We start from the raw sequence: 23,915 nt of genomic DNA, 5'->3' as shown, positions 1-23,915 counted from the left end.
CCTGGGCTGAGGATCAAGCCAGGGGCCGGGTCGGACAGCTGAGTTTGGCCAGACCTGGGGTGTTGATGGGCTGGTGGTTCAACGGTGCCGACTGCACCGCTGAACTGATCTGACCGGTCCCCAGACAGACGATGCAGGTGCGGAAGCGGTCCCCCGACACCCGCTGCATCCCACTGCCACCACAGACGGTGCACGTGCACATGACCCCAAGGATCAGACGATGGATTCAGTGTGGGGGGAAAACCCGCCGCTGATCCCGAAGTGTTCCTTAAGAAATCACTGCATTGATCTCTTGCTGCGTCAAGTGTTCGAGTAACTCTGTTGCACTAAGGCGCGCACCAGGATCCAGCAGCTGAAGACCTGAGGCCAAGCGACCAATCACCGCAGCCGCATCGAGCCCCGCGGCGCGGAGCGGTTCCAGGCCGTAACTGGCCTCACGCTTGGACAGTTTCTGGCCGCTGGCATCACAAAGCAGCGGCCCATGCCGGAACTGGGGCGGTGATTCACCCAGGGCCGCAAAAACACTTCGCTGGGCTGGCAGGGCCTCGCGCAGATCAGCACCACGCACCACATCGGTGATGCCCAAGCTGAGTTCGTCGATCACGGTGGCGAGCTGATAAGCGATGAAGCCATCGGCTCGCCGCAACACCACATCACCACTACCGTGAGGATTGTCATCGGCGACCCGCAGGCGCCAACTGGGGAGCCGCTTCTGCTGCCAGCCCCAATTGTGCCCAGCGGTCCGGCAGAAGCCGGGGTAGATCGGCTGATCGGCAAGCTCCCGGCGAGAGCAGCGACAGGAGAACAAACGTCCGGATCGGCGGAACCACGACAACCAGGAGTGGTAAATGCCACGCCGCTCGCTTTGCAGCAGCACAGGACCATCCCACTCCAGGCCCAACCAGCGCAGATCGCTTTGGATCGCCTCGATCGCACCGGCGCGGTTGCGCGGTGTGTCGAGGTCATCGATGCGCAGCAACCAGGTACCACCGGCTTGACGCGCTGCCAGCCACGAAAGCAGGGCCGTCTGCAGGTTGCCCAGATGGAGCAGCCCCGTGGGCGAGGGAGCGAAACGGCCGCGGTAGCCACCGCTGGCAGCCAGGGCGCGACCCGCCTCAAGCTGCTGCTGCAGATGCTCTGGAAGAGCCATCACCAGAAACAGCCATCAAAAAAGCGACCCCGATGGGCCGCCCGGACAACGAGGTTGAGACGTCGATCAGCCCTGAACGCGATCCTTGAACATCTTTCCGGCGGTGAAGGCAGGTACACGCTTGGCGGGAATCGCGATCTTCTCACCGGTCTTGGGGTTCAGACCCTGACGGGCGGAGCGCTCACGGGGTTCAAAGGAGCCGAAACCCAGGATAGACACTTTCTTTCCTTCCACCACGGAGTCGATGATCGTGTCGATGGCGGCGTCGACAACCATGGAAACGTCGGTCTTGGTGAGCTCGGTGCGAGCAGCCACCAGATTCACCAGATCAGCTTTGTTCATTGGTTAGAGAGAGTCGGGGGGCGGGAGACGGCTCAGATACGGCGTCGTGGGCTCGCCGCTGCCTTCCCCAAGCGGCCCAATCGTATGGAGAGCAACCGGTTGCTGCAAGCGAAACGTGTTGTGCCGCAACGCTTTAGCAGTTGTCCGCAGCATCGCTCCAACCGCTGAAGGGCACGAGCCGCTCCCCACGCAAGGCACCAAGCCCAGCCCCAGAAAGCAGTTGGGGACTGGCATCTGAAGGAATCCAATCCCTGAGCCTGGCCAAGCTGTTCAGCTGTCTGGGCCAGTGGAATGTGCGGGCATGGCGCATCGGCGCGAGCTGACCCGGAGCCCATGGCGTCAGCAAACGCCCGCAGAACAACAGTTCATTTGGTGCCGGAGCGAACACCACACAGCTCCCTGGCGTCGGCCCCGGCGTCCACAACAGCCGCAAACCACTCACCGTGGTGTGTTCCTCGGCGAAGGTGTCCAACGGCTCCACATTGGGCAGGAGATAGGCCTCCTGTTCCTGCACCAGAACCGGCCATCCCAGGCGCTCCTGAACGCGACGCAGGCGCCCGTGGCCTTCTCGACTGGTGAGCAGGATCCTCGGGCTGCGGGTTCCCGCCAGCTGGCACAGAGCCGTGAGGCTGGCCTCCGTCAACGGCGGGCAGTCCACCAGCACGGGCTCGGGATCCCGATCCAGCCACCAGGAACTGCCCCCCTGGCTGTCGCGGTTGGGCGGAAACAACCAGAGGTCATCACGCAGCTGCTGCGGCGGCCGGCCGGCCTCAAGTGTGGTGGTCATCGCCATTGGTTCAAAACAACGGACCAAACCACTAGTTTGAAGTCGAGATGCCCCAACGGGCCTTGAGTGGCATTCACCCCGGTTCTCCCTGGCCCCTGGGCAGCAGCCTCACCAGACGAGGTGTGAACTTTGTGCTGGCGGCCCCCGGGGCCGACCGCATTGAATTGCTGCTTTACAGCAACGGCAACGATCGCAGCCCGGAGCGGGTGATCGAACTGGACGGTCGGCGTCACCGTTCGGGCGACTACTGGCACGTGGAAGTGGAGGGGGTCGGCGAAGGCTGCTGTTACGGCTACCGGGTCTTCGGGCCGCTGGCGCCGGGGGGCCATGGCTTCCAGCCCTCCAAAGTGCTGCTGGACCCCGCCGCCCGTGCCATCAGTGGCTGGGACGTCTACGACCGGGTGCTGGCCACCGCCCCCACACCCAACGCCCATGCCTGCCTCAAGGCGGTGGTGTGCGAACGGGATCTGTTCGATTTTCAGGCCCATCCGCGCCCGCGCCACAGCTGGCAACGCACGGTGATCTACGAGCTGCATGTGGGGGGCTTCACCCGCCGTGAGGATGCCGGGGTCGCCGTGGAACACCGCGGCACCTACCTGGGCCTGATTGAGAAGTTGCCCTACCTCAAGGAGCTGGGCATTACGGCGGTGGAGCTGCTGCCGGTGTTCTGCTTCGACCCGGCCGATGCGCCCCCGGGCCGCGACAACGTGTGGGGGTACAGCCCCCTGAGCTGGTTCACACCCCACCACGGCTACTGCAGCAGTAGCGATCCATTGCAGGCCCGCCATGAGGTGCGCCAACTGGTGGCCGCCTGCCATGACGCCGGCATCGAAGTGCTGCTGGATGTGGTCTACAACCACACCACCGAGGGCAACCGCCATGGCCCCACCCTGAGCTGGCGGGGTTGCGCCGACAACGTCTACTACCACCAAAACGAGGACGGCGACTATCAGGATGTGAGCGGCTGCGGCAACTCGATCGCCGCCAATGCGCCGATCAGCACCCAGCTGATCCTCGAGTCGATGCGCTGCTGGGCCCTGGAACTGGGGGTGGATGGCTTCCGCTTCGATCTGGGCATTGCCCTGAGCCGCGGCGACCAGCTCAAACCCCTGAATGAGCCGCCCTTGTTCGCGGCCATGGAGGCCGAGCCGCAGCTGAGTGATCTCAAATTGGTGAGCGAACCGTGGGACTGCGGCGGTCTTTATCGGCTGGACGACTTCCCCGCCCAGCGGATCGGCACCTGGAACGGCCATTTCCGCGACGGGGTGCGGCGCTTCTGGAAAGGGGACGACCACAGCACCTGGAGCCTGGCCCAGCGGTTCAAGGGCAGCCCCGATCTCTATGACGGCAAGCCCGTGGCCCTGGGGCGTTCGGTGAACTTCATCACCGCCCACGACGGCTTCACCCTGGCGGATCTGGTGAGCTACAACCGCAAGCACAACCTGGCCAACGGCGAAGACAACCGCGACGGCGAGAACCACAACAACAGCTGGAACCACGGCATCGAAGGCCCCAGCAGCAACCCCCTGGTGCAAAGCCTGCGGCGGCGTCAGCAACGCAACCTGCTCAGCTCGCTGCTGCTGGCCCGTGGCGTGCCGATGCTGCTGATGGGCGATGAAGTGGGCCGCAGCCAAGGGGGTAACAACAACAGCTGGTGCCAGAACAGTCCCCTGGGCTGGATGGTCTGGAATGAAGACCAGTGCGACCTGGAGCTGAAGCAATTTCTGCAGCGGCTGCTGCGGCTGCGCCAGGCCCTGCCGCAACTGTTCAATCCGCTGGTGCCGCCGCGGGAAAGCAACCGCAAATCAGCGGAACAACCATCGGAGCAGCGAAGCGATCTCTGGCGTCAATGGCACGGGGTGAACCTGGCCAAACCCGACTGGGCCGCCTGGAGCCGCACCACGGCCACCAGCCTCCACCGCGGCAGCAGCGGGGCGCTGCTGTGGATGGGCTTCAACGCCTACAAAGAAAGCCTTAGCTTTGAGTTGCCGGTTCCGGCCTCCCCCTGGAAACGGGTGATCGACACCTCATTGCCCAGCCCAAAGGATTTCCCAGCCGAGCCAGCCAGCTTCAGCGGCGTTGAGATCCCCTTGCAGAGCCGGAGCTTCGTGCTGCTGCTCGCCGAGGAGGAAACCTCAGGCCTGCGGTTGTGATCAGAGCGGGTGACGGGAATCGAACCCGTGTCATCAGCTTGGAAGGCTGAGGTCTTACCATTACACAACACCCGCGTAGTACAAACGAACCACTGCCCCTGGGGCTGGTGGTGTCGTGAGCACGCATTCATTATGGCAATCCGCCTGCCCGAAGCCTCCGCGTGACACCGACCGACGCATCCCTGCAGGGATCCCGCCGCAGGCTGATGCTGGCCTACGGCCTGGGCGACGGCGGCACCGGACTTGCCGCCACCCAGCTGGGCTTCTATCTCTTTCCCTTTTTCATCTGCGCCGCTGGCCTGCCGGCCTTCGTCGCCGGTTCCCTGCTCACTGTGAGCAAGGTGTGGGATGCGCTGAATGATCCACTGATCGGCTGGCTCAGCGATCACACCCGCAGCCGCTGGGGCCCGCGCCTGCCCTGGATGCTCACCGCAGCCTTGCCGTTGGGCATCAGCCTAACGGCGATGTGGTGGGTGCCCCCGGGCGACACACTGCAGCGCACCACGTATTACGCGGTGATGGCGGTGTTGCTGATGACCGCCTACACCAGCGTCAACCTGCCCTACGCGGCCCTCAGCACCGAACTGACGCCGGACACCGCCATTCGCACCCGCCTGAATGCGGCGCGGTTCACCGGATCAATCCTGGCAGGCCTGAGCGGACTGATCGTGGCCTCGGTGGTGCTCACCGACGGAGGTGGGGGCTACCTGGCCATGGGCCGAATCACCGGCAGCATCGCCGCCACCACCACGCTGCTCTGCTGCTGGGGCCTGGCCCCCTACGCCAAGCGGGCCCAACGGCCGGTGCCCAACAACGAGCCGCCGATGCAGCAGCTGAAGCGGGTGATGGCCAACCCCCGTTTCCGCCAGGTGCTGGGGCTGTATCTGCTGCTCTGGTTCGGCCTGCAACTGATGCAGGTGGTGGCCCTGATCTGGCTGGTGCAGGTGGTGCATGTGCCCGCCAACCTCTCCACCTGGATCCTGCTGCCCTTCCAGATCGCCGCCCTGCTGGGGCTCCAGCTCTGGAGCAACCTCAGCAACCGCATCGGCCGCGTCGCCACCCTGCGCTGGGGCGCGGGGCTGTGGATCAGCGCCTGCCTGCTCTCGATGCTGTTCCCACCCCTGGCGGCGGATCCCGGCCTGCTGCAACTGCTGCCGCTGGTGGGGCTGATTGCCCTGGTGGGGGTGGGAGCAGCGACGGCCTACCTGATCCCCTGGTCGCTGCTGCCCGATGCGATCGACGCTGACCCAAGCAAACCCGCCGGGCTCTACACCGCCTGGATGGTGTTCGGCCAGAAGCTGATCATCGGCCTGACCATGTCGGTGTTCGGCAGCCTGCTCTCGCTCACCGGCTACATCTCCGCCAAGGGAGGCAACTGCAGTGGAGCGCTGAGTTTCATCGAACAGCCGGATTCAGCTCTGCTGGCGATCCGGCTCTGCATGGGTCTGATTCCCGCCATCCTTGTGCTGCTTGGCCTTGTGGTGATGCGAGGCTGGCCCGACCGTGGAGCCCACCTGCAGAAGGCCGCCGGATGAACACGTCCCGTTCGATCAAACGCCTGGGCGCCAGCCTGCTGATCGGAGGCCAGGCCGTGGCCGCCACCCTGCGCGGCCGGATTGATCGGGGCGAGCTGTTTGAGCAACTGCTGGACGCTGGCCCGGGCAGCGTGCTGATCGTGTTGATCATCTCGGTGGCCGCCGGCTCGGTGTTCAACATCCAGGTAGCCGCAGAACTCACCCGCCAGGGGGCGGGATCAACGGTGGGCGGCATCCTGGCGATCGGCCTGGCGCGGGAGATCGCCCCCCTGCTCACCTCCTGCCTGCTGGCCGGCAAGGTGGCCACCGCCTACGCCGCCCAGCTGGGCACGATGAGGGTGACCGAACAGATCGATGCGATCACGATGCTGCGCACCGATCCAGTGGAGTACCTGGTGGTGCCCCGGATGATCGCGATGGTGGTGATGGCACCGGTGCAGTGCTTCTTCTTTTTCCTGGTGGCGGTGTGGTCGGGCCAACTCACCAGCACAGCCCTCTACAACATTCCGCCGGCGGTCTTCTGGACTTCGGTGCGCACCTGGATGGCCCCACTGGACATGCCGTTCATGCTGGTGAAGGCCGTGGTCTTCGGGATGATCATCGCCACGGTGGCCTGCGGCTGGGGCCTGACCACCCGTGGCGGCCCCAAGGAAGTGGGCACCAGCACCACCGGAGCGGTGGTGATGATCCTGATCCTGGTGGCCCTGATGGATGTCGTTCTTACCCAGGTGCTGTTCGGAGCATGAGTTCAACCCCCGCCCCCGTCACCCTCAAACCGGATGTGCGGCTGCCGCTGCTGGTGGTGGCCCTCGGCTTGGCGCTGCTGCCGTTGCCTTTCTCCCCCTGGCCCACCTTGGTGGTGGCGCTGTTCGGCCTGTTTCTGCTGATCCAGAGCGCCAGCCTGCGGCTGGAATTCAAGGAAGACGCTCTGATCGTGTGGCAGAACAGCCGCGAACTACGGCGTTTCCCCTACGACCAATGGCTGAGCTGGCGATTGTTCGCCCCCTGGCTGCCGGGCCTGTTTTATTTCCGCGAAACCCAGAGCATTCACTTCCTGCCGATTCTGTTCAGCCCCAAGGAGCTGCGGGAACAACTGGAACTGCGGGTGGGAGAGCTGGAAGTGCCAGCCACCAGCGCTGACTGAACGCTTGCGACAAGGGCGATCTGCCCATAGCGTCGGAGCATGGCCATCACGGTTGCCGACATCCGCCGCCGCAAGCAGGCCGAGCGGCTCAGCGCGCTGCAGCAGCAGGCCGACCTTGTGCTGGGCGAGGAACCTGGCGGCAGCCTCTGGCTGTTCGGGTCCTGGGCCAGGGGCGACTGGGACGGTTTTTCGGATGTGGATGTGCTGGCCGTTGCTTCGAACCGCGATCAAGCCAGCGACCTGGCGGATGCGGTGCTGCGGCATGGGATGGCCGATGACGTGCTGGCCCTCACGGAGCAGGAATGGCAGGAGCGGCGGAACGGGGATGACCCCTACTGGCGCGCCATCGGACGCGATGCCGTTCGCCTGAGCGCACCATGACCCCACGCGTTGACGCCTGGATGCGCCAGGCCAACAGCGACTGGGCCGTGGCTGAACTCACGGCAGAACAGGGCTTTCACAGCCAGGCCTGTTACCACTACGGCCAGGCAACCGAAAAAGCGCTCAAGGCGTTGTTGATTTCGCTGGGCTCACTGCCGCCCTACAGCCACGTCTTGGAACGCTTGGTCGACAGTCTCGAATCAGCAGGGCTGGATGTTCAACCACTGCGCGAGATACGGCTCAAAGCACTCAGCCGAATGAACAGCGAGACGCGCTATTCGAGCGACAGCGAAGCCCCAGCTGATCGCTTTGACCAGCAGGACAGCGAGCAAGCACGCAGCGTTGCAGAGCATGTGCTGGCCTTCGCCAGAGCCAGCCTTCAACCGTAGGCACGATATTTACACGATTTTGGATCGATATTCTCTCGATATTGCACCAAATCGATAAAAACCCAGGTCCCTGCTGGTGTCTTGGCCTCTGGTCGGCTGGAATGGAGGGATGGAGAGCACGGCAGCTGACGCAATGCCCGACGACACCGACCTGACCCCCAAGGCGCCTGAACCAGAGCAGGCTCCGGCGGAATCCAGCGGCGAAACCAGCACTGACCCCGCCGGCGCCACCGGTGCCGAGCCCGCCGCCGCAGAGGCCAACCCCGTGATGGAGCTGGCCCTCAAGGATCTGCAGGAGCGCCGCGATGCCCTGCAGGCGGAGATCACCGCCCTCAGCTCCCGCAAGCAGCAACTCGAGAGCGAGCTGAAGGCCAACTTCGCCGGCCAGTCCGATGCGATTGCCCGACGCGTGAAGGGCTTCCAGGAGTACCTGGGCGGCGCCCTGCAGGACCTTGTGCAGAGCGTGGAAAACCTGGAGCTGGTGGTGCAGCCGATGGTGGTGCAGCCCTCCCCCCTCGATCAGGCAGCAGACAACGCAGCAGCGCCAGAGAAGGCTGGCGAGAGCGCACCGCCGCCAGCAGTAGCCGACACCTTCCGCCCCGATGAAGAGCTGATCCGACAGACCCTGGAGCGCTTCCTCAAGCAGCCGGATGTCTACGCCGACCCCTGGAACCTGCGGCGCAGCATCGACGCCCGCGACACAGCCCTGCTGGAGGACTGGTTCTTCAATCAGGGCGGACGTGGCGCCCAGCCCAGCCGCGGCACCCGGCCGCGCAACATCCTGGCGAGCGCGGCTCTAATCGCGGTGATCGGTGAGCTATACGGCGATCAGTTCCAGTGCCTGGTGCTGGCCGGCGGCCCCGAACGGCTCGGCGAATGGCGACGCGGCCTGCAGGATGCCCTGGGCCTGGGCCGGGAAGACTTCGGCCCCAGCAGCGGCATCGTGCTGTTCGAGCGCCCGGAAGCCCTGGTGGAGCGGGCCGACCGACTGGAGGAGCGGGGCGAAGTGCCCTTGATCCTGATCGATGCGGCCGAGCGCAGCGTCGACATCCCTGTGCTTCAGTTCCCCCTCTGGCTGGCCTTCGCGGCCGGACCGGGTGAACGCCTCGACGACGACGACCTGCTGTGATACAAACAGCCCTCACCTCCCTGCTGCTCCTGGCCATCGGCTACCTGCTGGGAGCCATCCCCAGCGGTTACCTCGCAGGTCGCTGGCTCAAGGGCATCGACCTGCGCGATTGCGGCTCCGGCAGCACCGGTGCCACCAACGTGCTGCGCAACGTGGGCAAGGGCCCAGCCCTGGTGGTGTTCCTGATCGATTTGGGCAAAGGCGCCCTGGCGGTGCTGCTGGCCAAGAGCGTTGGCCTCAGCGACTGGCTGCAGGTGCTGGCGGGCCTGGCGGCCTTGGCCGGGCACATCTGGCCGGTGTGGCTGGGCTGGAAGGGCGGCAAGGCAGTGGCCACCGGCCTGGGCATGTTCCTGGGGCTGGCCTGGCCGGTGGGGCTGGCCTGCTTTGGCCTGTTCATGGCCGTGATCTCGATCTTCCGGATCGTGTCGCTCTCCAGCGTGGTGGCCGCCATCGGATTACCGCTGTTGATGCTGCTCTCCGGCGGCAGCAGCGCCTACGTGGTGGTGTCGCTGGTCGCCAGCCTGATGGTGCTCTGGCGCCATCGCAGCAACATCGAGCGGCTGCTGGCGGGCACCGAACCCAAGATTGGCCAAAAGGCCAAGGGCTGAGCTGGCTCCTTAAGCACCACCAGCTCAGCCAAAAAGGTGACGCGCGTTGATTAGAGCTCCCCGCAACAGGCTGCAAAAGCAGCTCTGGGGTCGACGGCCTTGCTGATCGGCCGGCCGATCACCAGCTGGCTGGCCCCGGCTTCAATTGCCTCAGCCGGCCCCATCACCCGGGCTTGATCACCAACAGCAGCACCTTTGGGGCGGATGCCTGGGGTGATCAACGCGAACGGTTCAGGGTGCTGCGCACGCAATGCCGCGGCCTCCAGGGGTGAGCAGACACAGCCACCGATGCCGGCGGTCGCCGACAGCTGCGCCAACGCCGGCACCCGTTCGGCGATGCCCTGGGTGATGGCGAGTTCCCGTTGCAGCCGTTGCTCCTCCCAGCTGGTGAGCACCGTCACCGCCAGCAACGTGGGCACGGGCTGACCAGCAGCTTGGGCTCCTTCCTCTGCCGCGGCCTGAGCTGCCTTGAGCGCTTCGCTGCCGGCGCAGGCATGCACCGTGATCAGTTCGGCCCCCAGCGCCGCCGCCCGCCGGCAGGCACCAGCCATCGTGGCCGGGATGTCGTGAAATTTGAGGTCGAGAAACACCCGCAGCCCCTGCTCGCGCAGCTGCGCCACCACTTCTGGGCCGGCCTGCACAAACAGTTCCAGGCCCACCTTCACCCAGCACAGCCCGTCCACCTGGGCGGCAAAGCGCAGCGCCTGATCCGGGGCCATGCCATCGAGGGCCACGATGATCCGATCGGCGGGGTCAGCGGAGAGCGACGGAGCCAAGGCAAGCGATTGATCCGGAGACCATCCTGTCGCGCCGGCCAGCCCATCTCGACGGATGTTCAACCTCAGCGGATGTTCAGGCTGAGGGCGAAAGCCTGATGCCAGTTGCTTGCTCAATGAAGCTCAGATAGTCGCGCTGCGATTCAGGCTTTCGCATGAATTCGATGCCACCACCAGCAAGACCGGCAGTTAACGCCCCAAAGAGATGAAAAACACGACAGGCCTTGATGTGCTCATGATTCAAAGGCCTGATGGCTTGATAAGCCTGAAGAACCCCATCCATGATCTGTTCCCACAAATGAGATGACATCCCGCATTCAATCTGGGGGATAAAAACCAGATAATCATTCATTGTGTGAGCAAGATCAACAGCGGAATCAGAAATACAAAACGACCAATCCAGAACCCCGGATAAAGCACCATTTTCAAACATCAGATTACCGCCTTGGTAATCACCATGAATCACAGCAAGATTCCCACCATCAAGGGGCAAATGATCCCGCAGCCAAGCCATCAGATCAGCAGCCCAGTGAGTCTTCTCTTCAAAAAAATCCAATGCCTTTTGACGAACAAAAGGGTCCAAAAATCGCTCATCCGGAACACCAGCCCGCCTGAACGACTCAACAATGGGCCTCACATCCAGCTCATGCATGGTGGCCATCGACTCACCCACGGCCTTGGCATGAAGCTCAGGAGCCAGCCCAAACACCGTTTGACCGGGCACCAGCTCCATCACCGCAAAAACACCTCCCAAGACCGATTTATCTGCACAAACGTGATGAATCACGGGGGCATTGAGGCCCTGCTGATTCAGGATCTGATGAACAACCTGATGATGCAAAAGCTCCTCCACCTCACGCGCTGGACGCAGAATGCGAAGAACCCTTGGCTCCTGGTCAATCAGCTTGTAGTGATACAGCCGGGCATCAGCACCACCAGTCAGCCGCGTCGGTTCAACCTCATAGGCGACGCAGTCTGACCATTGCGATTGCAGGTAAGACAAGAAATCAGCCGTGATCTGCTGATCGGATCTGAACTCAGGCTCAAGGGCTAGTGCTGGCATTGTTCTTCGCTCGGATGAACACACCATCGCGCCCGTTCTTGTTCGGCGGATCCACCAAAAGGGGGATTACGAATGATTCAGATCTCCAGCTGCCGATGGTCTGGTCGCCACCGGTGCATTGAGCAAAGCCAACACCGCAGCGCTATCTGCATCAGGCAACCCTGGAATCATCGTTCGCCCGCCCTGCGCTGCATCAGATCAGCCAGCGACCATGCCGCCATGCTCGCCTGCTCCAACGAAGGAATCAACGCAGCTGCAGCAGATTCAGCCCTGGAAACAATTGAAAGTCTCGATCGAAACTCACCAAGCGCCATTGGTTCGTGATCGCTAGTGCCGCTAAGTGGGCATCGGTGCACAGGCGTGGCGATATCTCTGATTGGTGCATGAAACCATGGAACACCTCCCAGCCCTCGTTGGATGGTTGTGCATAGCTGACCCCAGGTTGCTGCACAAACTTCGCCAACAGGGCTGAGGCTTCAGCTGCTGTCAATGCAGCATCACCCATCACCTTCGGCTGCATCACCAATCGCACCAGGCCCAGGGCCGTGACCGTGCAGAACAGCACCTGTTGGGCTGCCTGCTCCTCCCAATACGTCACAGCACTGGAGTGGTGCTGGTGCGCCGGCGACGCCAACGCCAGCCAAACGTTGAGATCCGGCAGATCAGCGATAGCGCTCAAGACTCCAACAGCTCAAACAAACCCGCATTGCTGAAGGTGACGTTCTGCTGTTGCAACGGCACTTGAAGTGTCGGCAAATCACGGGCGGAACGGCAGGCCTGAGCGGCAGAGGGATCAGGTGCATCCAGCCCTTGCTCCACGTAGTCATGAAGAAGTTGCTTCAGGCTCACCTTCTTCATCGCAGCTCTTGCTTTCAACCGCGCGAACAGCGGATCCGGCAACTCAAGCGTTGTACGCATGGCCGATCGCCTCTCTGATGCGCACATTAATGCGCATCAATTCAAAAAGCACCCAATGATGTGCGCCAAGCTCGTTCTCAGGCCACCAAGCGGCGGAAGGTTTTCTTGCCCAGCTGCAGCACCTTGCCCTCCAGTTCCGCCGCGGAAGCGAACTCCTGGTTGGGGTCGGTGATCTTTTCCCCCTCCAGCCGCGCCGCACCACCCTTGATCTGACGGCGGGCCTCGCTGCTGCTGGCGCAGATGCCCACGGCACTGAACAGATAAAAGGCCTTGGCCGGGAAGTTCACCGCCGCCAGGGAGGCCTCGGGCACATCAGCGCCGGCATCACCGCTGCCGCCCACCAGGGTGGCAGCATCGCTTTGGGCCTTCTGGGCGGCTTCGATGCCATGACGGCTGGCGGTCACCGCCAGGGCCATCGCCTTCTGCTTCTCGCGCGGGTTCTCCGGCAAGGAGGCCAGATCCAGGTCGGTCAGCAACGTGACGTAGTCGTCGATCGCCCCGTCGCCGACCTTCTCGAGCTTGGAGTACATCGAGAGCGGATCCTCCTCCAGCCCCACCACGTTGCCGAGGCTCTTGCTCATCTTCTGCACCCCGTCCAGACCCACCAGGATCGGCAGCAGCAGGCCGAACTGGGTGCCCTTGTTGAAGTGGCGCTGCAGGTCGCGGCCCATGGCCACGTTGAACTTCTGATCGGTGCCGCCCAGCTCCACATCCGCATTCACCGCCACCGAGTCGTAGCCCTGCAGGAGCGGATAGAGGAATTCATGCAGGGCGATCGGGGTGCCGCTGCCGTAGCGCTTGGAGAAGTCGTCCTTGGCCAGCATCTGGCCCACGGTGCCGGTGCCGAGCAGGCCGATTACCGCCGGCAGGTCCATGCCCTCCAGCCACTCAGAGTTGTATCGCACCTCCAGGCGGCCGGGGGTTTCGAAATCGAGCAGCGCCGTTTCCTTGGGCTGGTCCTGTCCCAACTGGCGCAGATAGGTGGAGGCGTTGGCGGCCACCTGCTCCTTGCTCAGCTGCACCCGCGTGGCGCTCTTGCCGGTGGGGTCGCCGATCCGCGCAGTGAAATCGCCAATGATCAGCACCGCCGTGTGGCCCGCATCCTGGAAGGCCCGCAACTTGCGGAACAGGATGCTGTGACCCAGGTGGATGTTGCTGCCGGTGGGGTCAATGCCCAGCTTCACCCGCAGCGGCCGGCCTTCCTTGTCGGCCTGCGCCAACCGGGCCGCCAGGGCCTGATCCGCATCACTGGGATCCCCGGCCGGGAACAGGTCGGCCATGCCCCGCGACAACCAATCCGGCAATGACGGGATGGAGTCCGGCATGGGGAGACGCAACAAGCGAGCGCTGGCGATCGTACGAGTCTCGGCTCAGGTCGAGCTGGTTCAGCTGGGGCTGTTTCAACTGGAAGGCGGCTGCTCGATCTGCGCCTTCATCCGCTCGAGCGTGGAGTTCATCTGATCGAACATCTGCTCGGGGGTGATGCCGAACTGGCTGAGTTGGGTGCGCAGCTGCTCCACCGTGAGCTTGGCCTGGAAATCCTCCGAGAGTTCAAAGCGCTTCATGAACACCCGGTAGCGGCCCATCAGCTCTTCCATCGTCTCTATGAACTTCTTCTTGCCCTCCCGGTCGAACTTGCCGTACTCACTGCCCAGCTGCATCAGCTGCTGGTAATCGCTGAACAGGCGCTTGGCTTCGTCCTGAACGATGTCGGAATCAAAGAACGCCATATTGATTTCCAGAAAAGAGGGACATAGAAAACTCAGTACCGAAGCAGCAAGTCAGACTTGGAGAGCGAAGGCAGCAGTTCAAAGGATTTGAACTTTTGCTGTCTCATGACTGCCCAAAGACCGAGACGGCTGGGGTTTCAGATCTGAATTCAAGGTTTGTCGGAAGGATTCTGCCCAAATTGCTGAGAACAGGGAGGTGGGAAAGACCACACTTCATGTTGTTCGGTCAACAACTGGGTTCAGGTACAGATCCATGCCTGAGAAGTCAAACAGACTTGTTGTTTTTCTTTACTAAGAGGCAGTCAAAGGCGTTGACCTGAGGGAGGCAAGGCAAAACCCCGTCATTACTGAATCTGATACTTGGTCTTTTAAATAAAACACCAAGTAAACTGGTGCTTGAACCATCTGGCGACGGATAGAGGTCGCCCACTCGGTTCAAAGACCTTCCAGCAGCAATCAGATGAGCAAGACGAATCGTTCGGGCAAGTCCACTTGCCTCTCAAAGCAAGAGGTAGAGACCATCGCTTCCAACCTGCCTTTGAAATACGGACTGCTGGCGGAGTTGATGTACTACTCAGCAGGCAGGGTCAAAGAGATCACGACAATCCGAGTGAGGAACCTGAACTTCAACAAGCAACTCATCACTCTGGAGAAGGGTTCAACAAAGACACGGGAGACAAGACAAGTCCCAGTCCACCCAAGAGTGATGGAAGAGTTGAAGCATTGGATCAACAGCAACCAACTCACGGAAGATGACTATGTGTTCTTCACAGACAGCAAGAACACCAAATACCAAAAGGGTGAGAAGGCAGTGTCCACCCAATCTGTTGATCAATACTTCAGGAAGGCATTTGACTGGAATGGCGTAATCGGAGCATCAACCCATAGTTTCAGGCGGAGTCGTTTGACTCACATGCTCCAAAGGGGCATGAATATTAGAGAGATCAAAGACATAAGCGGACACAAAAGCATTGTCTCTTTACAGCAATATCTGGACAGCGACAGGGAAGAGACATTTGAGAAGTACAGGCGGATCATGGATGATGAGTAAGAGTAGACAAACATTGTTTTTCCGCCCAAGAGCACAGACAGCATCAGGAGTCTCTGCTCAAAGCGGATCAACAGACTGAATCACCAAAGTTTTTACAAGACCCCCCTTTCCAAAAACATGGAACCTTTACGACCTCCAGCGCTACTGCTTTTGGGGGTGATGTATCGCCCGATATAAAAAAATTGCCCGCCACAGATACCCGCCATACCTTTTTATCACTTATAAAACTATACTGAGCATTCGCTCTTAGTCAGCGAACACAGAAGATTTCGTGTCTAATTGTTGACGGAACAATATAAATACGATATAATAACAATAAATAGAGACAGATAATACCTCGTAGTACGACATACCCCGAGTTGGTTTTCGGAAGAACATAAGTCTTGAAAATACCTGACCCTTATTCCTACCCAGAGTGGTGGGCGAAGTTCCGTATGGATGAACAATTCAATTATCCCCATGAGGTTCATATTCATGGAGATGTTCACATTCGCTACTACAAAGAGAATCCAACACATGAACACAAAAAAGTTTATGTAGAGAGAAAAGAGAATCAAGTACATGTACACAGAGAGAACATGTACACAACTCAACTCAAAACACAAAAGGTATTGACAAGAGACTGAAGGATTCATACAAAGAGATAATGCTGAAGTCAATGAGTATCAAAGAAGGTCTCTACTTCATTACTTGGACATACGCCAAGAAAGTCTGGGGAAGACATTACGACGAAGTTGAAAAAGATATTGGACAGATTCGTAAACGAATCATCCATCTCTTCTATCAAAACTTCAAAGACTGGAAGGACAACAGACCAACCAGAGACTTCCCAAAAATGTGGTTTGTTATTGAACCTCATGCTGATGGTCAATACCATATTCATCTGATCATGGAACCAGTAGATCCAGACTTACTCGCCAGAGGATTTCACAATCAAAGATTCCAACTAATTTGGAACAGAATTGTTAGACAGAAGATATGTAAGCGAGACACTAAAGATCAACAAGTGATCACAAGCAAAATGCTTGAGAAGCACCCTGAATACAAATATCATCACCACTATCAAAAGGCATTTTCACAACTAAATCGTTATGACTATTGGTTGATCGCTCGCTTCATCTGTGAGTACATTACTCACAACAACAAAAGAAATGGCGAACACTGGGGACTAGACAGACTTACCAATTCTCCAAACAATATCAATTCAAAAGTTATGGAGCGTGAGGAGGAAGTCATCAACAAGATTGACTACCTAAACAAAGATAAGAACTTCAAGAAGCATCATCTCAAGCACCAAGCACCCAGTCATCTGTGCTTCAAATATTCAGACCTTTCCAACAACGACAACGAACCATGAATCAAGACTACTTACAAAACGAACAGCAGGAGCAATTCTCAATCACATTTTCTAAGGACGAACATTGGTTGTACGAATGGGTAAATCAACAAGTCAAAGAACTTCCATTCACAAGATCAGGATATGCTAAAAGACTCTTCATAAATGACTACCAGCGAATGAAGTGTAATGGTGGAAAGAAGAAGTATCCGCCCAGCACATCAGCAGTCATTTATTAAGACTCGGAACACACACACAAAGCAAATAAATATGGCGTTAAACAACACACTCACATCAAACCAAAAAGTAAAAGACCCTCTAAACAAACTTCAAAAGTTTGATGCTTTTAGATTCAAGTACACCACCGCCCAACAATACATTGAAGATCGTATGAGCATGGACATCACACGACTATCAAAGAATCCCAAGAATCCGCTTACCTAAGAATGGAACATACAAACACCCTTAGACAATTCAAACAGAGAGTTGAAGAATCAAATAAGCAGAAGACCAAGAAGCAGAAGCGTAAAGAAAAAATCGACAAACTAAGTTCACTGGACAAACACTGGAAAGGTCTTGAGCATATTGACCATTCACAACTCAACGAAGACATCGCTGGTTTGAATAAAGCGTACATGAAGTTTAGAAGTCTCTATCAATCTGGGAGAAAGTTTAGTTGTAAGGAGTGGATTGAAGTAATGGGCGAATTACTTGATGAAATTGACTAATCAGCAAATAATTTGTCGCAATACTGCCGGACCAGGCACAATTAAAACTATAGTACAATTTATTGTATTAACATCAGGATAGATGAATTCGCCAGGCGTATCGACAGCAAAGAACAGGTACAGACCTGAGATTGATGGTTTACGAGCATTTGCTGTAATTGCAGTCATCATAAATCATTTCAACAAACATGTCCTGCCAGGTGGATACCTAGGTGTTGATATTTTCTTTGTTATATCTGGGTATGTCATAACATCATCGCTGTTTGGTCGACCAAGCAAAGATTTCAAAGATTTCATTAGTGGGTTCTATGAGCGAAGGATCAAACGACTAGTCCCTGCCCTATCAGTTTTTGTTCTTATAACGAGCATTGCGATCTGCTTGTTCAATCCATCCCCGGAATCCTCTTTGAAAACTGGTCTAACATCACTATTTGGACTTTCTAATCTTTATCTACTAAATCAATCGACAGATTATTTCGCTCAGTCTACAGAACTAAATGTCTTCACACACACATGGTCTCTAGGAGTTGAAGAGCAGTTCTATATTTTATTTCCATTTCTGATTTGGTTCTCAGGATTTGGACGACAAACCAAGAATGGTGCTCGCAACCTACTCTTAGCAGTTGGTGCAATAACGATTGCATCGCTAATTGGATTTCTTTATCTCTATCCAACTAACCAATCGGCAGCATATTTCCTGATGCCATCCAGATTTTGGGAGATGGCAGCAGGGTGTCTAATCTTTGTTGGATTTCAGAAACGACCATCTGTTGAACAATTTCTAGAGAGGTTTCCACCTCTTCTGGTGGTGGCATTGATGGTTGGTGTGATGTTTCTACCGATGTCTATGGCATCTGCATCAACCATTGCAATTGTTGCTTTTTCATCCATTCTAATCGCCTGCTTGAAAAGACATACAGCAGCATTCAAGGTCTTCACTAATCCCAAGGTTGTCTATATCGGACTAATCTCATATTCGCTCTATCTATGGCACTGGGGCGTGCTCTCGATTAGTCGCTGGACTATTGGCATCCACTGGTGGTCGGTGCCTTTGCAAGTCGCCCTGATGCTTGGTCTGGCGGTTACTTCCTATCGATGGATTGAGACCCCACTTCGTAAAGGCAACTGGTTTGGGAAGCGATGGAAAACATTAATAGTTGGTGGAGGGGTATTGGTTACTCTCTCGGGAGTTCTTATTGTGCTTTATATACCGCTTAAAGGCAAACTCTATTCTGGCAGTAAAACAGATTGCATACCTTACCAATACAACACTTGTACCGAGATTGATGGACCTCACGAGGCAACAACTCCATTCATAACTGGAACTTCAATACAGAGGAATGATTGCTTTATATATGAAGGTCCAATAAGTGAATCAATAATCAATCAATGCAGTGTGCCACCAAAAATCAAGGACTTTCCAAATGTTTTCGTCGTTGGAAGCAGTTATGTGCATCACTTGTCACCTGCCTTCGAATCACTTCGAGAAGAATACGGACTTGGCATTACGATGTCAGTCAAAAGTAGTTGTAGTTTTGATCCTTTGCTTTTAAAAGAAAACAAGCGCAAAACTTGCAAAGAAACTAATGCTATCCGAAAAGATCATTTAATCAAGAATGCCAAAAACGGCGACATAATATTCGTAGGCACAATCCGTTACCAAATAAATCCAAATTCAGTCAAAACAATTGCCGCCCTGGGACAAAGACTTAAGGCGCATGTTATTTTCCTTACTCCAATACCAAAATGGGATAGATTAGAAGAATTTATTGACAACAAATGCAAAAAGGGAGCGACAAAAGAATGGTTTGAATTGGAAGGCGAAGGCAATAGTTGTTCACTTTATTCAGAAATTTCGAGAGAGTCGTACGACAAAGAAATTTCTAATACAATTCAAACTTTAAACAACCTCGAGCGCAGCAATCCTTATTTTCATGTCTACAGATTACACGAATTTCTATGCAATTCATCTACCTGCCCCAGTCATATTGACTCAGTTAGATTATACCGAGATAACAGCGGGCACATATCGGTACATGCTTCAAGAAAATTCGTTAGTGATCACCTCGAGAACTTCCTGATTAGCAGAAATCTAATATCGACAAAGTAGAAGATTAAATAGCGTTTAAAATAAAATCTATTATCCGAAAACTTTTTGTATTTGTTCTGTCACAAAAAATATGTAATTACTGCTTCACCTTGCCTTCGAGATATTTATTTGTTTCCCTGACAGCACCTATTATTGTCCTGTGGAAGAGGCATCTGCTCTAAGTCAAAGGTCTGGAAGTCGCCGTCCTCTAACTTCTTCTTTCTCATCACGACCAACTCGGACTCCATGTTCTTCAGTTTCACATTCTTGTAGAACTTCTCCATAGTCTTCATAGAGTTTCCAACAAGATCAGCAACTACTGCTGGTGGAATACCAAGTTCCAATCTTTGATTGATAAAGAACGCTCGGCAAGAATAAATTGTGTACTGATTCTCAAACTCAATACCTTTATCAACTCTCAGATCTTCCAATAGTTCGTACCATAACTTTCTAAAATGATCAGCAGTCAATGCTCTACCAATAAAATGATCTTCTCTTGAATGTGTTGTCCCAATATTTCTAAAAACATAATCATTCTTTGAAGGTGCCTTGCCTTCCTGAGCACAATACAAATCACGAATCCGCTTGAAGTACACACCAGCAGGACAAATTACTAAGCGTCTTCCTGTCTTCGTATCTGGAGAAACTTGTATATGAGCAATGATTCGTTCACGATCACCTTTAGAAGACTTCTCCGTCTTGGATCTAAGTTCAATATCAGACCATCTAAGCAAAAGATTCTCCTGGATCCTGAGTCCGCTGTTCGCCATGACTTTTAGGAACTCAGCAAAGACTTTTCTATAAAAGATCCCGTAGACCTTTCGGTTTTCAGTTTTTCTTGTCCAAGTACGGAGGTAGTAAACGATAGACAACCAGTCATCTACTTCAAATGAAGGGTTCTTCTCCTTAGACTTACTCCAATCAATCTTTCTAAAAGGATACTCAATATCCTGTACATAGATTCTCTTAGACTTACACCAATCAAAAAAACCTTTGAAGTCAGTAAGTTCCTTGTTGATTGTCTGATCTGTTGGAGGTTTGTGATTATTCCTATGCTTGCTCTTGTTCCAATTTTTAGTACGACGCCACTTTGTGTAGTCCGTCAGAACAAGTGCTGGAATCTCGCTTGGTTTTCCATAGGGTTCAAGAAACACCCTCAACTTCTTCAGACTTGTCTTTTTACCATTGATGGTGTGCTTCTTGAGTTGCTGACTCTCAAGCAGTTCGTCTAAGTGGACAAGGTACTGATCCAACGATTCCATCGTCGTCTTCTCAAAGACTTCACCACCCTGCTCAAGATGGTTCGTCAGTTGCCTCCATCTATCTAATGCTCTACCTCTTGCTACTTCTTTATCAGAAGTCCTAAGGGAAAGTGTCTTGTACTTTTTATCCCCAACATAAAATCTCATGTACCAAACATCCGACTTCATTTGTTTGTGTCGGAAGAGGATTAGTCCTTTAGTGATTTCAATACGCTCTTGGTAATAGTCCTGTTTCCCGTACTGACTTTTATGCTTTTGCTTCTGTAGTTTTAGATAAGTCTGAAGTGTTTTTAGTTGCTCTTCTGTGGGGTCAGCAGGCAGTTCCAACATTGAGACAACCAAGAAAGACCCCTGCCTTAGCAGTTCAAAGAATAGTTCAATGGAACTGAACTATCAAGACCACTACTGGGTTTTTCACACCTGCCTGACTTCTGATTCGAAGAAGGCCATCGTCGGCATAACGCACTGCTTCAGCAAAGTCTGCCAAGGATGTGCCAGTGGCAACGGGGGTGATCGCCGCACCTTTGATGGCCGTTCACGGGAAGGTTTTGTACGGTCTTGCTGACCCGCACCACCCTCCGGTGGCATCCGATTCATGGTGAGTTTCGGGCCGCCTCCAGGATGTGGACTTCACCGCTCAGCTCGGCGCGATGCGTGAGCTTCCCCAGCGCCACCGGCCCCTGTTGGAGAGGCGCCGCATCGTGGTGGCCTCCGCCGATCGCGTGTTGATCAGCGGCCTGGTGCACAGCCTCAACGGCATCGGCTCCCTGGTGGGGGCCGCCAGCACCGAAGCGGAAGCCCTCGCCTGTCTCAGCCACACAACCGCTGATCTGCTGATCTGCAGCGACCAGCTCGAGCGCGGCAACGGCCCCTCCCTGGTGGCGGCTGCCAAGGCCCAGCAGCCCTCGCTGCGCTGCCTGATGCTGATTCAACGCCCGTTGCTCAGCACGATTCACGCCGCGGCCAAGGCGCAATGCGAAGGGCTTTGCAGCCATGAGCGGATCGGCAATGGCGGCCTGCTCAGCGTGCTGCGCGCCATGGAGAGCGATGGCAGCCACATGGATCCGGTGATTGCCGGCGTGGCCAACCACGACCGCGGCTCCAGAGGCGCCACCCGTTCCCTCAGCGACGTGCTGAGCCTGCGGGAAGAGGACGTGCTGCGCGGGCTCTGCAAAGGCCTCAGCAATCAGGAGATTGCCGATCAGCTGCATCTCTCGATTGAAACCACCAAGCACTGCGTCACGGGGCTGCTGCGCAAACTCGATGCCAAGAGCCGCACCCAGGCGGTGCTGATCGCCTTTCAGCGCAACCTGGTGGATCCACCGCTGCCGATTCCCCGCTGGACCCCCTGAAAGAGCATCCTGAGGGGACTCCAACGGTGCAGACGCCATGCTCCAACGCGCCGCCACCACAGTTCTGGTGGTCCTCAGCGTCAGCAGCCTCGTTCAACAGGCCGGCTTCGCTGCCAGCGAGCGCACCACAGCTTTGGTGACCATTGCTGAGGCCAATGCCCGCTGCCTGATCGAAACCAAACAGATGAAGGCCGCCCAGGCCCAGGACATCGCCACTCGCTTTTTAACCAGCAAGGGCGTGAGCGACACCGACCGGAACGAGGTGAAAAGCGCTCCCGGCTACGGCGATCTGATGCTCCGCTACATCGAGGAACAGGGAGGCTGCGAGGAGCTTGTGCGCCAGCTCCGCTGACGCGGCCCCTGCACCCTCGTTAAGGTCGGCCCATCTCTGCTGAGCAGAATGCCCCGCAGCCACTGGTTGGATCCCCTGGCCAGGCGGGTGCTGCAGGCCACAGGGCAGCTGCCAGCACCACCCCGGCCGGCGTTGCCGCAGCCTGAACCGATCGCGCCCGAGCCGCCGGCCTGGGTGATGGATGTGAACCGGGCCAGCCGTGATCAGTGGCTGCAGCTGCCCGGCTGCAGCCAGGACACAGCCGATCTGCTGGTGCGCCTGCAGCGGGGTGGGGTGCAATTCGCCAGTGCCGATGATCTGTTCCGGCTACTTGAGCTGCCGAGTGATCTGGCCAGGCTCTGGACCCCCCATCTGCTCTTCCAGTGGCACGGCGATGCTCCACCGCAGCCGCAGGCCGCTCCCCTCGACCTCAACAACGCCAACGCCGATCAGCTGGCCCTGCTTGGCTGGCCGGAACAACGGCTTGCCAACCTGATGCGGGAACGCCGACGCGCCGGTTTCAAGGATCTGGCCGATCTGCAGGAGCGGCTCTGCCTGCCCGCCAGCAGCGTGGAAGCCCTGATCGGCCGGGTGAGTTTCGGCAGCCGACGCGCCGGGCCCAGCCTGCCGCTGCCCTGATGCAGGGAGATCTGTTCTCCACTGGCGCGCTGGCCTTCAGCAATGGGCCCGACCTGCCCCTGCAACGGGAGCAGCTGCTCGCCTGGCAAGAGCGGCTGCATACCCATCAGGCGCCGCTGTTCCGCGGCGAAAGCGCCGGCGCGGCCCAGGGGGATCTGTTCGGTGCAAGCCCCGATGACGCTGCCACGGCCATCGATCCACTGGCCCTAACCCCGCTGGCGATGAGTTTCTGGCGCTGGCCGGAGCCGTCTCACCGTGGAGCCGCGATCTACCTGGTGATGGACAGACCAGCCCAGCTGGAGCAGCCGCTTCTGCTGTATGTGGGCGAGACCCTGGCCGCCGAGCGCCGCTGGAAAGGCGATCACGACTGCAAGGCCTACCTCGCCGCCTACGGCGAAGCCCTGCAGCGCTGTGAACTGAGCGCCCAGCTGAGCATCCGCTTCAGCTGCGATGTACCCCGAGCCACCCGCGCCCGGCGGGCCCTGGAGCAGCAGCTGATCCAACGCTGGTGGCCTCCGTTCAACAAGGAAACCCGCCAGCGCTGGGCCACCCCCTTCACCGCCGATCTGTGACCTCAATCCGCACGGTGCTGGCCCTGCTGCTGCTTGGCCTTCCTGCCCCCGCAGCTGATCTGGAACAGCTGCAACGCAGCCTGCTGCGCCATGGCTTCACGATCGACGTCCGACACCCCCCGGGTCAGGCCTACGGACGCTTCATATCGGCAGAAAAACGGCTGGAGATCTCTCCACTTGTGCAAGAGCTGGGCATCACCCGCCCCGTGCTGCTGCACGAAGCGGTCCATGCCGCCCAGAGCTGTCCCCATGGGTCGCTCACGCTGATCGGCGTGCAACGCTCGGTTGATCCAGCAGTGGCCAGCCGGATCCGCTACCTGCTGAGCAACCACTACAAGCCCAACAGTGCCGCAGTGGAACAGGAGGCTTTTGTGATTCAGAGCCAGCCCGATGCCGAGCAATTGATCATCACCGCCCTGGATCAGCGCTGTTCGCCCTGATCAGCAGGGA

The 23,915-nt window shown here is 57.3% G+C and carries 27 protein-coding genes and 1 tRNA gene; 16 read left to right on the top strand and 12 right to left on the bottom strand.

Annotation, left to right across the window (positions count from 1 at the left end; all coding sequences use genetic code 11):
• Window positions 1-13 precede the first annotated feature (13 nt).
• From SynRS9902_RS03765 to SynRS9902_RS03750, 4 genes are all read right to left on the bottom strand, one after another.
• Complete coding sequence (locus SynRS9902_RS03765) at window positions 14-202, bottom strand: hypothetical protein (RefSeq protein ID WP_115080922.1); 189 nt, start codon at window positions 200-202, stop codon at window positions 14-16.
• A gap of 66 nt (window positions 203-268) precedes the next feature.
• The gene (gene gluQRS / locus SynRS9902_RS03760) at window positions 269-1,150 is read right to left on the bottom strand and encodes a tRNA glutamyl-Q(34) synthetase GluQRS (protein WP_186510029.1); all 882 of its coding nucleotides are present in this window, start codon (window positions 1,148-1,150) and stop codon (window positions 269-271) included.
• 66 nt (window positions 1,151-1,216) lie between these two features.
• Window positions 1,217-1,492: an HU family DNA-binding protein gene (locus tag SynRS9902_RS03755; RefSeq protein WP_006850925.1), complete on the bottom strand. Its 276-nt coding sequence runs from the start codon at window positions 1,490-1,492 to the stop codon at window positions 1,217-1,219.
• 133 nt (window positions 1,493-1,625) lie between these two features.
• Window positions 1,626-2,285, bottom strand: a complete 660-nt coding sequence (locus SynRS9902_RS03750) for an MBL fold metallo-hydrolase (RefSeq protein ID WP_186510028.1) — start codon at window positions 2,283-2,285, stop codon at window positions 1,626-1,628.
• Between the two features lie 41 nt (window positions 2,286-2,326).
• Here SynRS9902_RS03750 and SynRS9902_RS03745 point away from each other — a divergent pair, with 41 nt between their 5' ends.
• Window positions 2,327-4,432 (top strand): glycogen-debranching protein, encoded by a 2,106-nt coding sequence (locus tag SynRS9902_RS03745; RefSeq protein ID WP_186510027.1) that lies wholly within the window; start codon window positions 2,327-2,329, stop codon window positions 4,430-4,432.
• Between the two features lie 4 nt (window positions 4,433-4,436).
• Here SynRS9902_RS03745 and SynRS9902_RS03740 read toward each other — a convergent pair.
• Window positions 4,437-4,507, bottom strand: a tRNA-Gly gene (locus SynRS9902_RS03740).
• A 131-nt stretch (window positions 4,508-4,638) separates the two neighbouring features.
• Here SynRS9902_RS03740 and SynRS9902_RS03735 point away from each other — a divergent pair.
• From SynRS9902_RS03735 to plsY, 7 genes are all read left to right on the top strand, one after another.
• A complete protein-coding gene (locus SynRS9902_RS03735; RefSeq protein WP_186510504.1) occupies window positions 4,639-5,967 on the top strand; it encodes an MFS transporter in 1,329 nt (442 codons plus the stop codon).
• Window positions 5,964-6,713: an ABC transporter permease gene (locus SynRS9902_RS03730; RefSeq protein WP_186510026.1), complete on the top strand. Its 750-nt coding sequence runs from the start codon at window positions 5,964-5,966 to the stop codon at window positions 6,711-6,713. The genes SynRS9902_RS03735 and SynRS9902_RS03730 overlap by 4 nt, the downstream gene beginning before the upstream one ends.
• Window positions 6,710-7,111, top strand: a complete 402-nt coding sequence (locus tag SynRS9902_RS03725) for a DUF3119 family protein (RefSeq protein WP_186510025.1) — start codon at window positions 6,710-6,712, stop codon at window positions 7,109-7,111. The genes SynRS9902_RS03730 and SynRS9902_RS03725 overlap by 4 nt, the downstream gene beginning before the upstream one ends.
• 39 nt (window positions 7,112-7,150) lie before the next feature.
• A complete protein-coding gene (locus SynRS9902_RS03720) occupies window positions 7,151-7,492 on the top strand; it encodes a nucleotidyltransferase domain-containing protein (protein ID WP_186510024.1) in 342 nt (113 codons plus the stop codon).
• A complete protein-coding gene (locus SynRS9902_RS03715; RefSeq protein WP_186510023.1) occupies window positions 7,489-7,881 on the top strand; it encodes a HEPN domain-containing protein in 393 nt (130 codons plus the stop codon). The genes SynRS9902_RS03720 and SynRS9902_RS03715 overlap by 4 nt, the downstream gene beginning before the upstream one ends.
• A 109-nt stretch (window positions 7,882-7,990) precedes the next feature.
• On the top strand, window positions 7,991-9,010 hold the full coding sequence (locus SynRS9902_RS03710; protein WP_186510022.1) for a DUF3086 domain-containing protein: 1,020 nt from the start codon (window positions 7,991-7,993) through the stop codon (window positions 9,008-9,010).
• Entirely contained in the window at window positions 9,007-9,618 is a 612-nt protein-coding gene (plsY, locus tag SynRS9902_RS03705) for a glycerol-3-phosphate 1-O-acyltransferase PlsY (protein ID WP_186510021.1), read from the top strand. Before SynRS9902_RS03710 ends, plsY begins: the two co-directional genes overlap by 4 nt.
• 50 nt (window positions 9,619-9,668) lie before the next feature.
• On the opposite strand, the gene pyrF is transcribed toward plsY, so the two are convergent.
• From pyrF to SynRS9902_RS03675, 6 genes are all read right to left on the bottom strand, one after another.
• Window positions 9,669-10,394, bottom strand: coding sequence for an orotidine-5'-phosphate decarboxylase (pyrF, locus tag SynRS9902_RS03700; RefSeq protein WP_186510503.1), 726 nt, complete (start codon window positions 10,392-10,394; stop codon window positions 9,669-9,671).
• Between the two features lie 76 nt (window positions 10,395-10,470).
• Complete coding sequence (locus SynRS9902_RS03695; protein ID WP_255446189.1) at window positions 10,471-11,457, bottom strand: phosphotransferase family protein; 987 nt, start codon at window positions 11,455-11,457, stop codon at window positions 10,471-10,473.
• Window positions 11,458-11,701: 244 nt separating this feature from the next.
• Window positions 11,702-12,136, bottom strand: coding sequence for a TA system VapC family ribonuclease toxin (locus SynRS9902_RS03690; RefSeq protein WP_186510019.1), 435 nt, complete (start codon window positions 12,134-12,136; stop codon window positions 11,702-11,704).
• On the bottom strand, window positions 12,133-12,375 hold the full coding sequence (locus tag SynRS9902_RS03685; protein WP_186510018.1) for a hypothetical protein: 243 nt from the start codon (window positions 12,373-12,375) through the stop codon (window positions 12,133-12,135). The genes SynRS9902_RS03690 and SynRS9902_RS03685 overlap by 4 nt, the downstream gene beginning before the upstream one ends.
• Window positions 12,376-12,452: 77 nt before the next feature.
• Window positions 12,453-13,700 carry a tyrosine--tRNA ligase gene (gene tyrS / locus SynRS9902_RS03680; protein WP_186510017.1) on the bottom strand — a complete coding sequence of 416 codons (1,248 nt, stop codon included), beginning with the start codon at window positions 13,698-13,700 and terminating at the stop codon, window positions 12,453-12,455.
• A gap of 75 nt (window positions 13,701-13,775) precedes the next feature.
• On the bottom strand, window positions 13,776-14,105 hold the full coding sequence (locus SynRS9902_RS03675) for a DUF1825 family protein (protein WP_011365051.1): 330 nt from the start codon (window positions 14,103-14,105) through the stop codon (window positions 13,776-13,778).
• A 460-nt stretch (window positions 14,106-14,565) separates the two neighbouring features.
• Here SynRS9902_RS03675 and SynRS9902_RS03670 point away from each other — a divergent pair, with 460 nt between their 5' ends.
• The 3 genes from SynRS9902_RS03670 to SynRS9902_RS13495 all read left to right on the top strand — a co-directional run bounded on the left by SynRS9902_RS03670 (window position 14,566) and on the right by SynRS9902_RS13495 (window position 19,330).
• Window positions 14,566-15,156: a site-specific integrase gene (locus tag SynRS9902_RS03670; RefSeq protein WP_186510016.1), complete on the top strand. Its 591-nt coding sequence runs from the start codon at window positions 14,566-14,568 to the stop codon at window positions 15,154-15,156.
• Between the two features lie 658 nt (window positions 15,157-15,814).
• Complete coding sequence (locus SynRS9902_RS03665) at window positions 15,815-16,513, top strand: hypothetical protein (protein ID WP_186510015.1); 699 nt, start codon at window positions 15,815-15,817, stop codon at window positions 16,511-16,513.
• 789 nt (window positions 16,514-17,302) lie between these two features.
• Window positions 17,303-19,330, top strand: coding sequence for an acyltransferase family protein (locus SynRS9902_RS13495; RefSeq protein ID WP_222929476.1), 2,028 nt, complete (start codon window positions 17,303-17,305; stop codon window positions 19,328-19,330).
• Window positions 19,331-19,434: 104 nt separating this feature from the next.
• Here SynRS9902_RS13495 and SynRS9902_RS03650 read toward each other — a convergent pair whose 3' ends face one another.
• Window positions 19,435-20,901, bottom strand: coding sequence for a hypothetical protein (locus SynRS9902_RS03650; RefSeq protein ID WP_186510013.1), 1,467 nt, complete (start codon window positions 20,899-20,901; stop codon window positions 19,435-19,437).
• Window positions 20,902-21,221: 320 nt separating this feature from the next.
• On the opposite strand from SynRS9902_RS03650, the gene SynRS9902_RS03645 reads away from it, so the two are divergent.
• From SynRS9902_RS03645 to SynRS9902_RS03625, 5 genes are read left to right on the top strand one after another with little or no spacing between them, the layout of a single operon-like run.
• Window positions 21,222-21,923, top strand: a complete 702-nt coding sequence (locus SynRS9902_RS03645; RefSeq protein WP_186510012.1) for a response regulator transcription factor — start codon at window positions 21,222-21,224, stop codon at window positions 21,921-21,923.
• A gap of 37 nt (window positions 21,924-21,960) precedes the next feature.
• Window positions 21,961-22,275, top strand: coding sequence for a hypothetical protein (locus SynRS9902_RS03640; protein ID WP_186510011.1), 315 nt, complete (start codon window positions 21,961-21,963; stop codon window positions 22,273-22,275).
• Between the two features lie 48 nt (window positions 22,276-22,323).
• A complete protein-coding gene (locus SynRS9902_RS03635; RefSeq protein WP_186510010.1) occupies window positions 22,324-22,893 on the top strand; it encodes a hypothetical protein in 570 nt (189 codons plus the stop codon).
• Window positions 22,893-23,465, top strand: coding sequence for a GIY-YIG nuclease family protein (locus SynRS9902_RS03630; protein ID WP_186510009.1), 573 nt, complete (start codon window positions 22,893-22,895; stop codon window positions 23,463-23,465). The genes SynRS9902_RS03635 and SynRS9902_RS03630 overlap by 1 nt, the downstream gene beginning before the upstream one ends.
• Window positions 23,462-23,905 carry a hypothetical protein gene (locus SynRS9902_RS03625; RefSeq protein WP_186510008.1) on the top strand — a complete coding sequence of 148 codons (444 nt, stop codon included), beginning with the start codon at window positions 23,462-23,464 and terminating at the stop codon, window positions 23,903-23,905. Before SynRS9902_RS03630 ends, SynRS9902_RS03625 begins: the two co-directional genes overlap by 4 nt.
• Window positions 23,906-23,915: the final 10 nt, after the last annotated feature.

The sequence above is a fragment of the Synechococcus sp. RS9902 genome (assembly GCF_014279635.1).
In the GTDB taxonomy this organism is placed as follows: Bacteria; Cyanobacteriota; Cyanobacteriia; order PCC-6307; family Cyanobiaceae; genus Parasynechococcus.
This window is presented reverse-complemented; position numbering and strand designations above follow the sequence as displayed.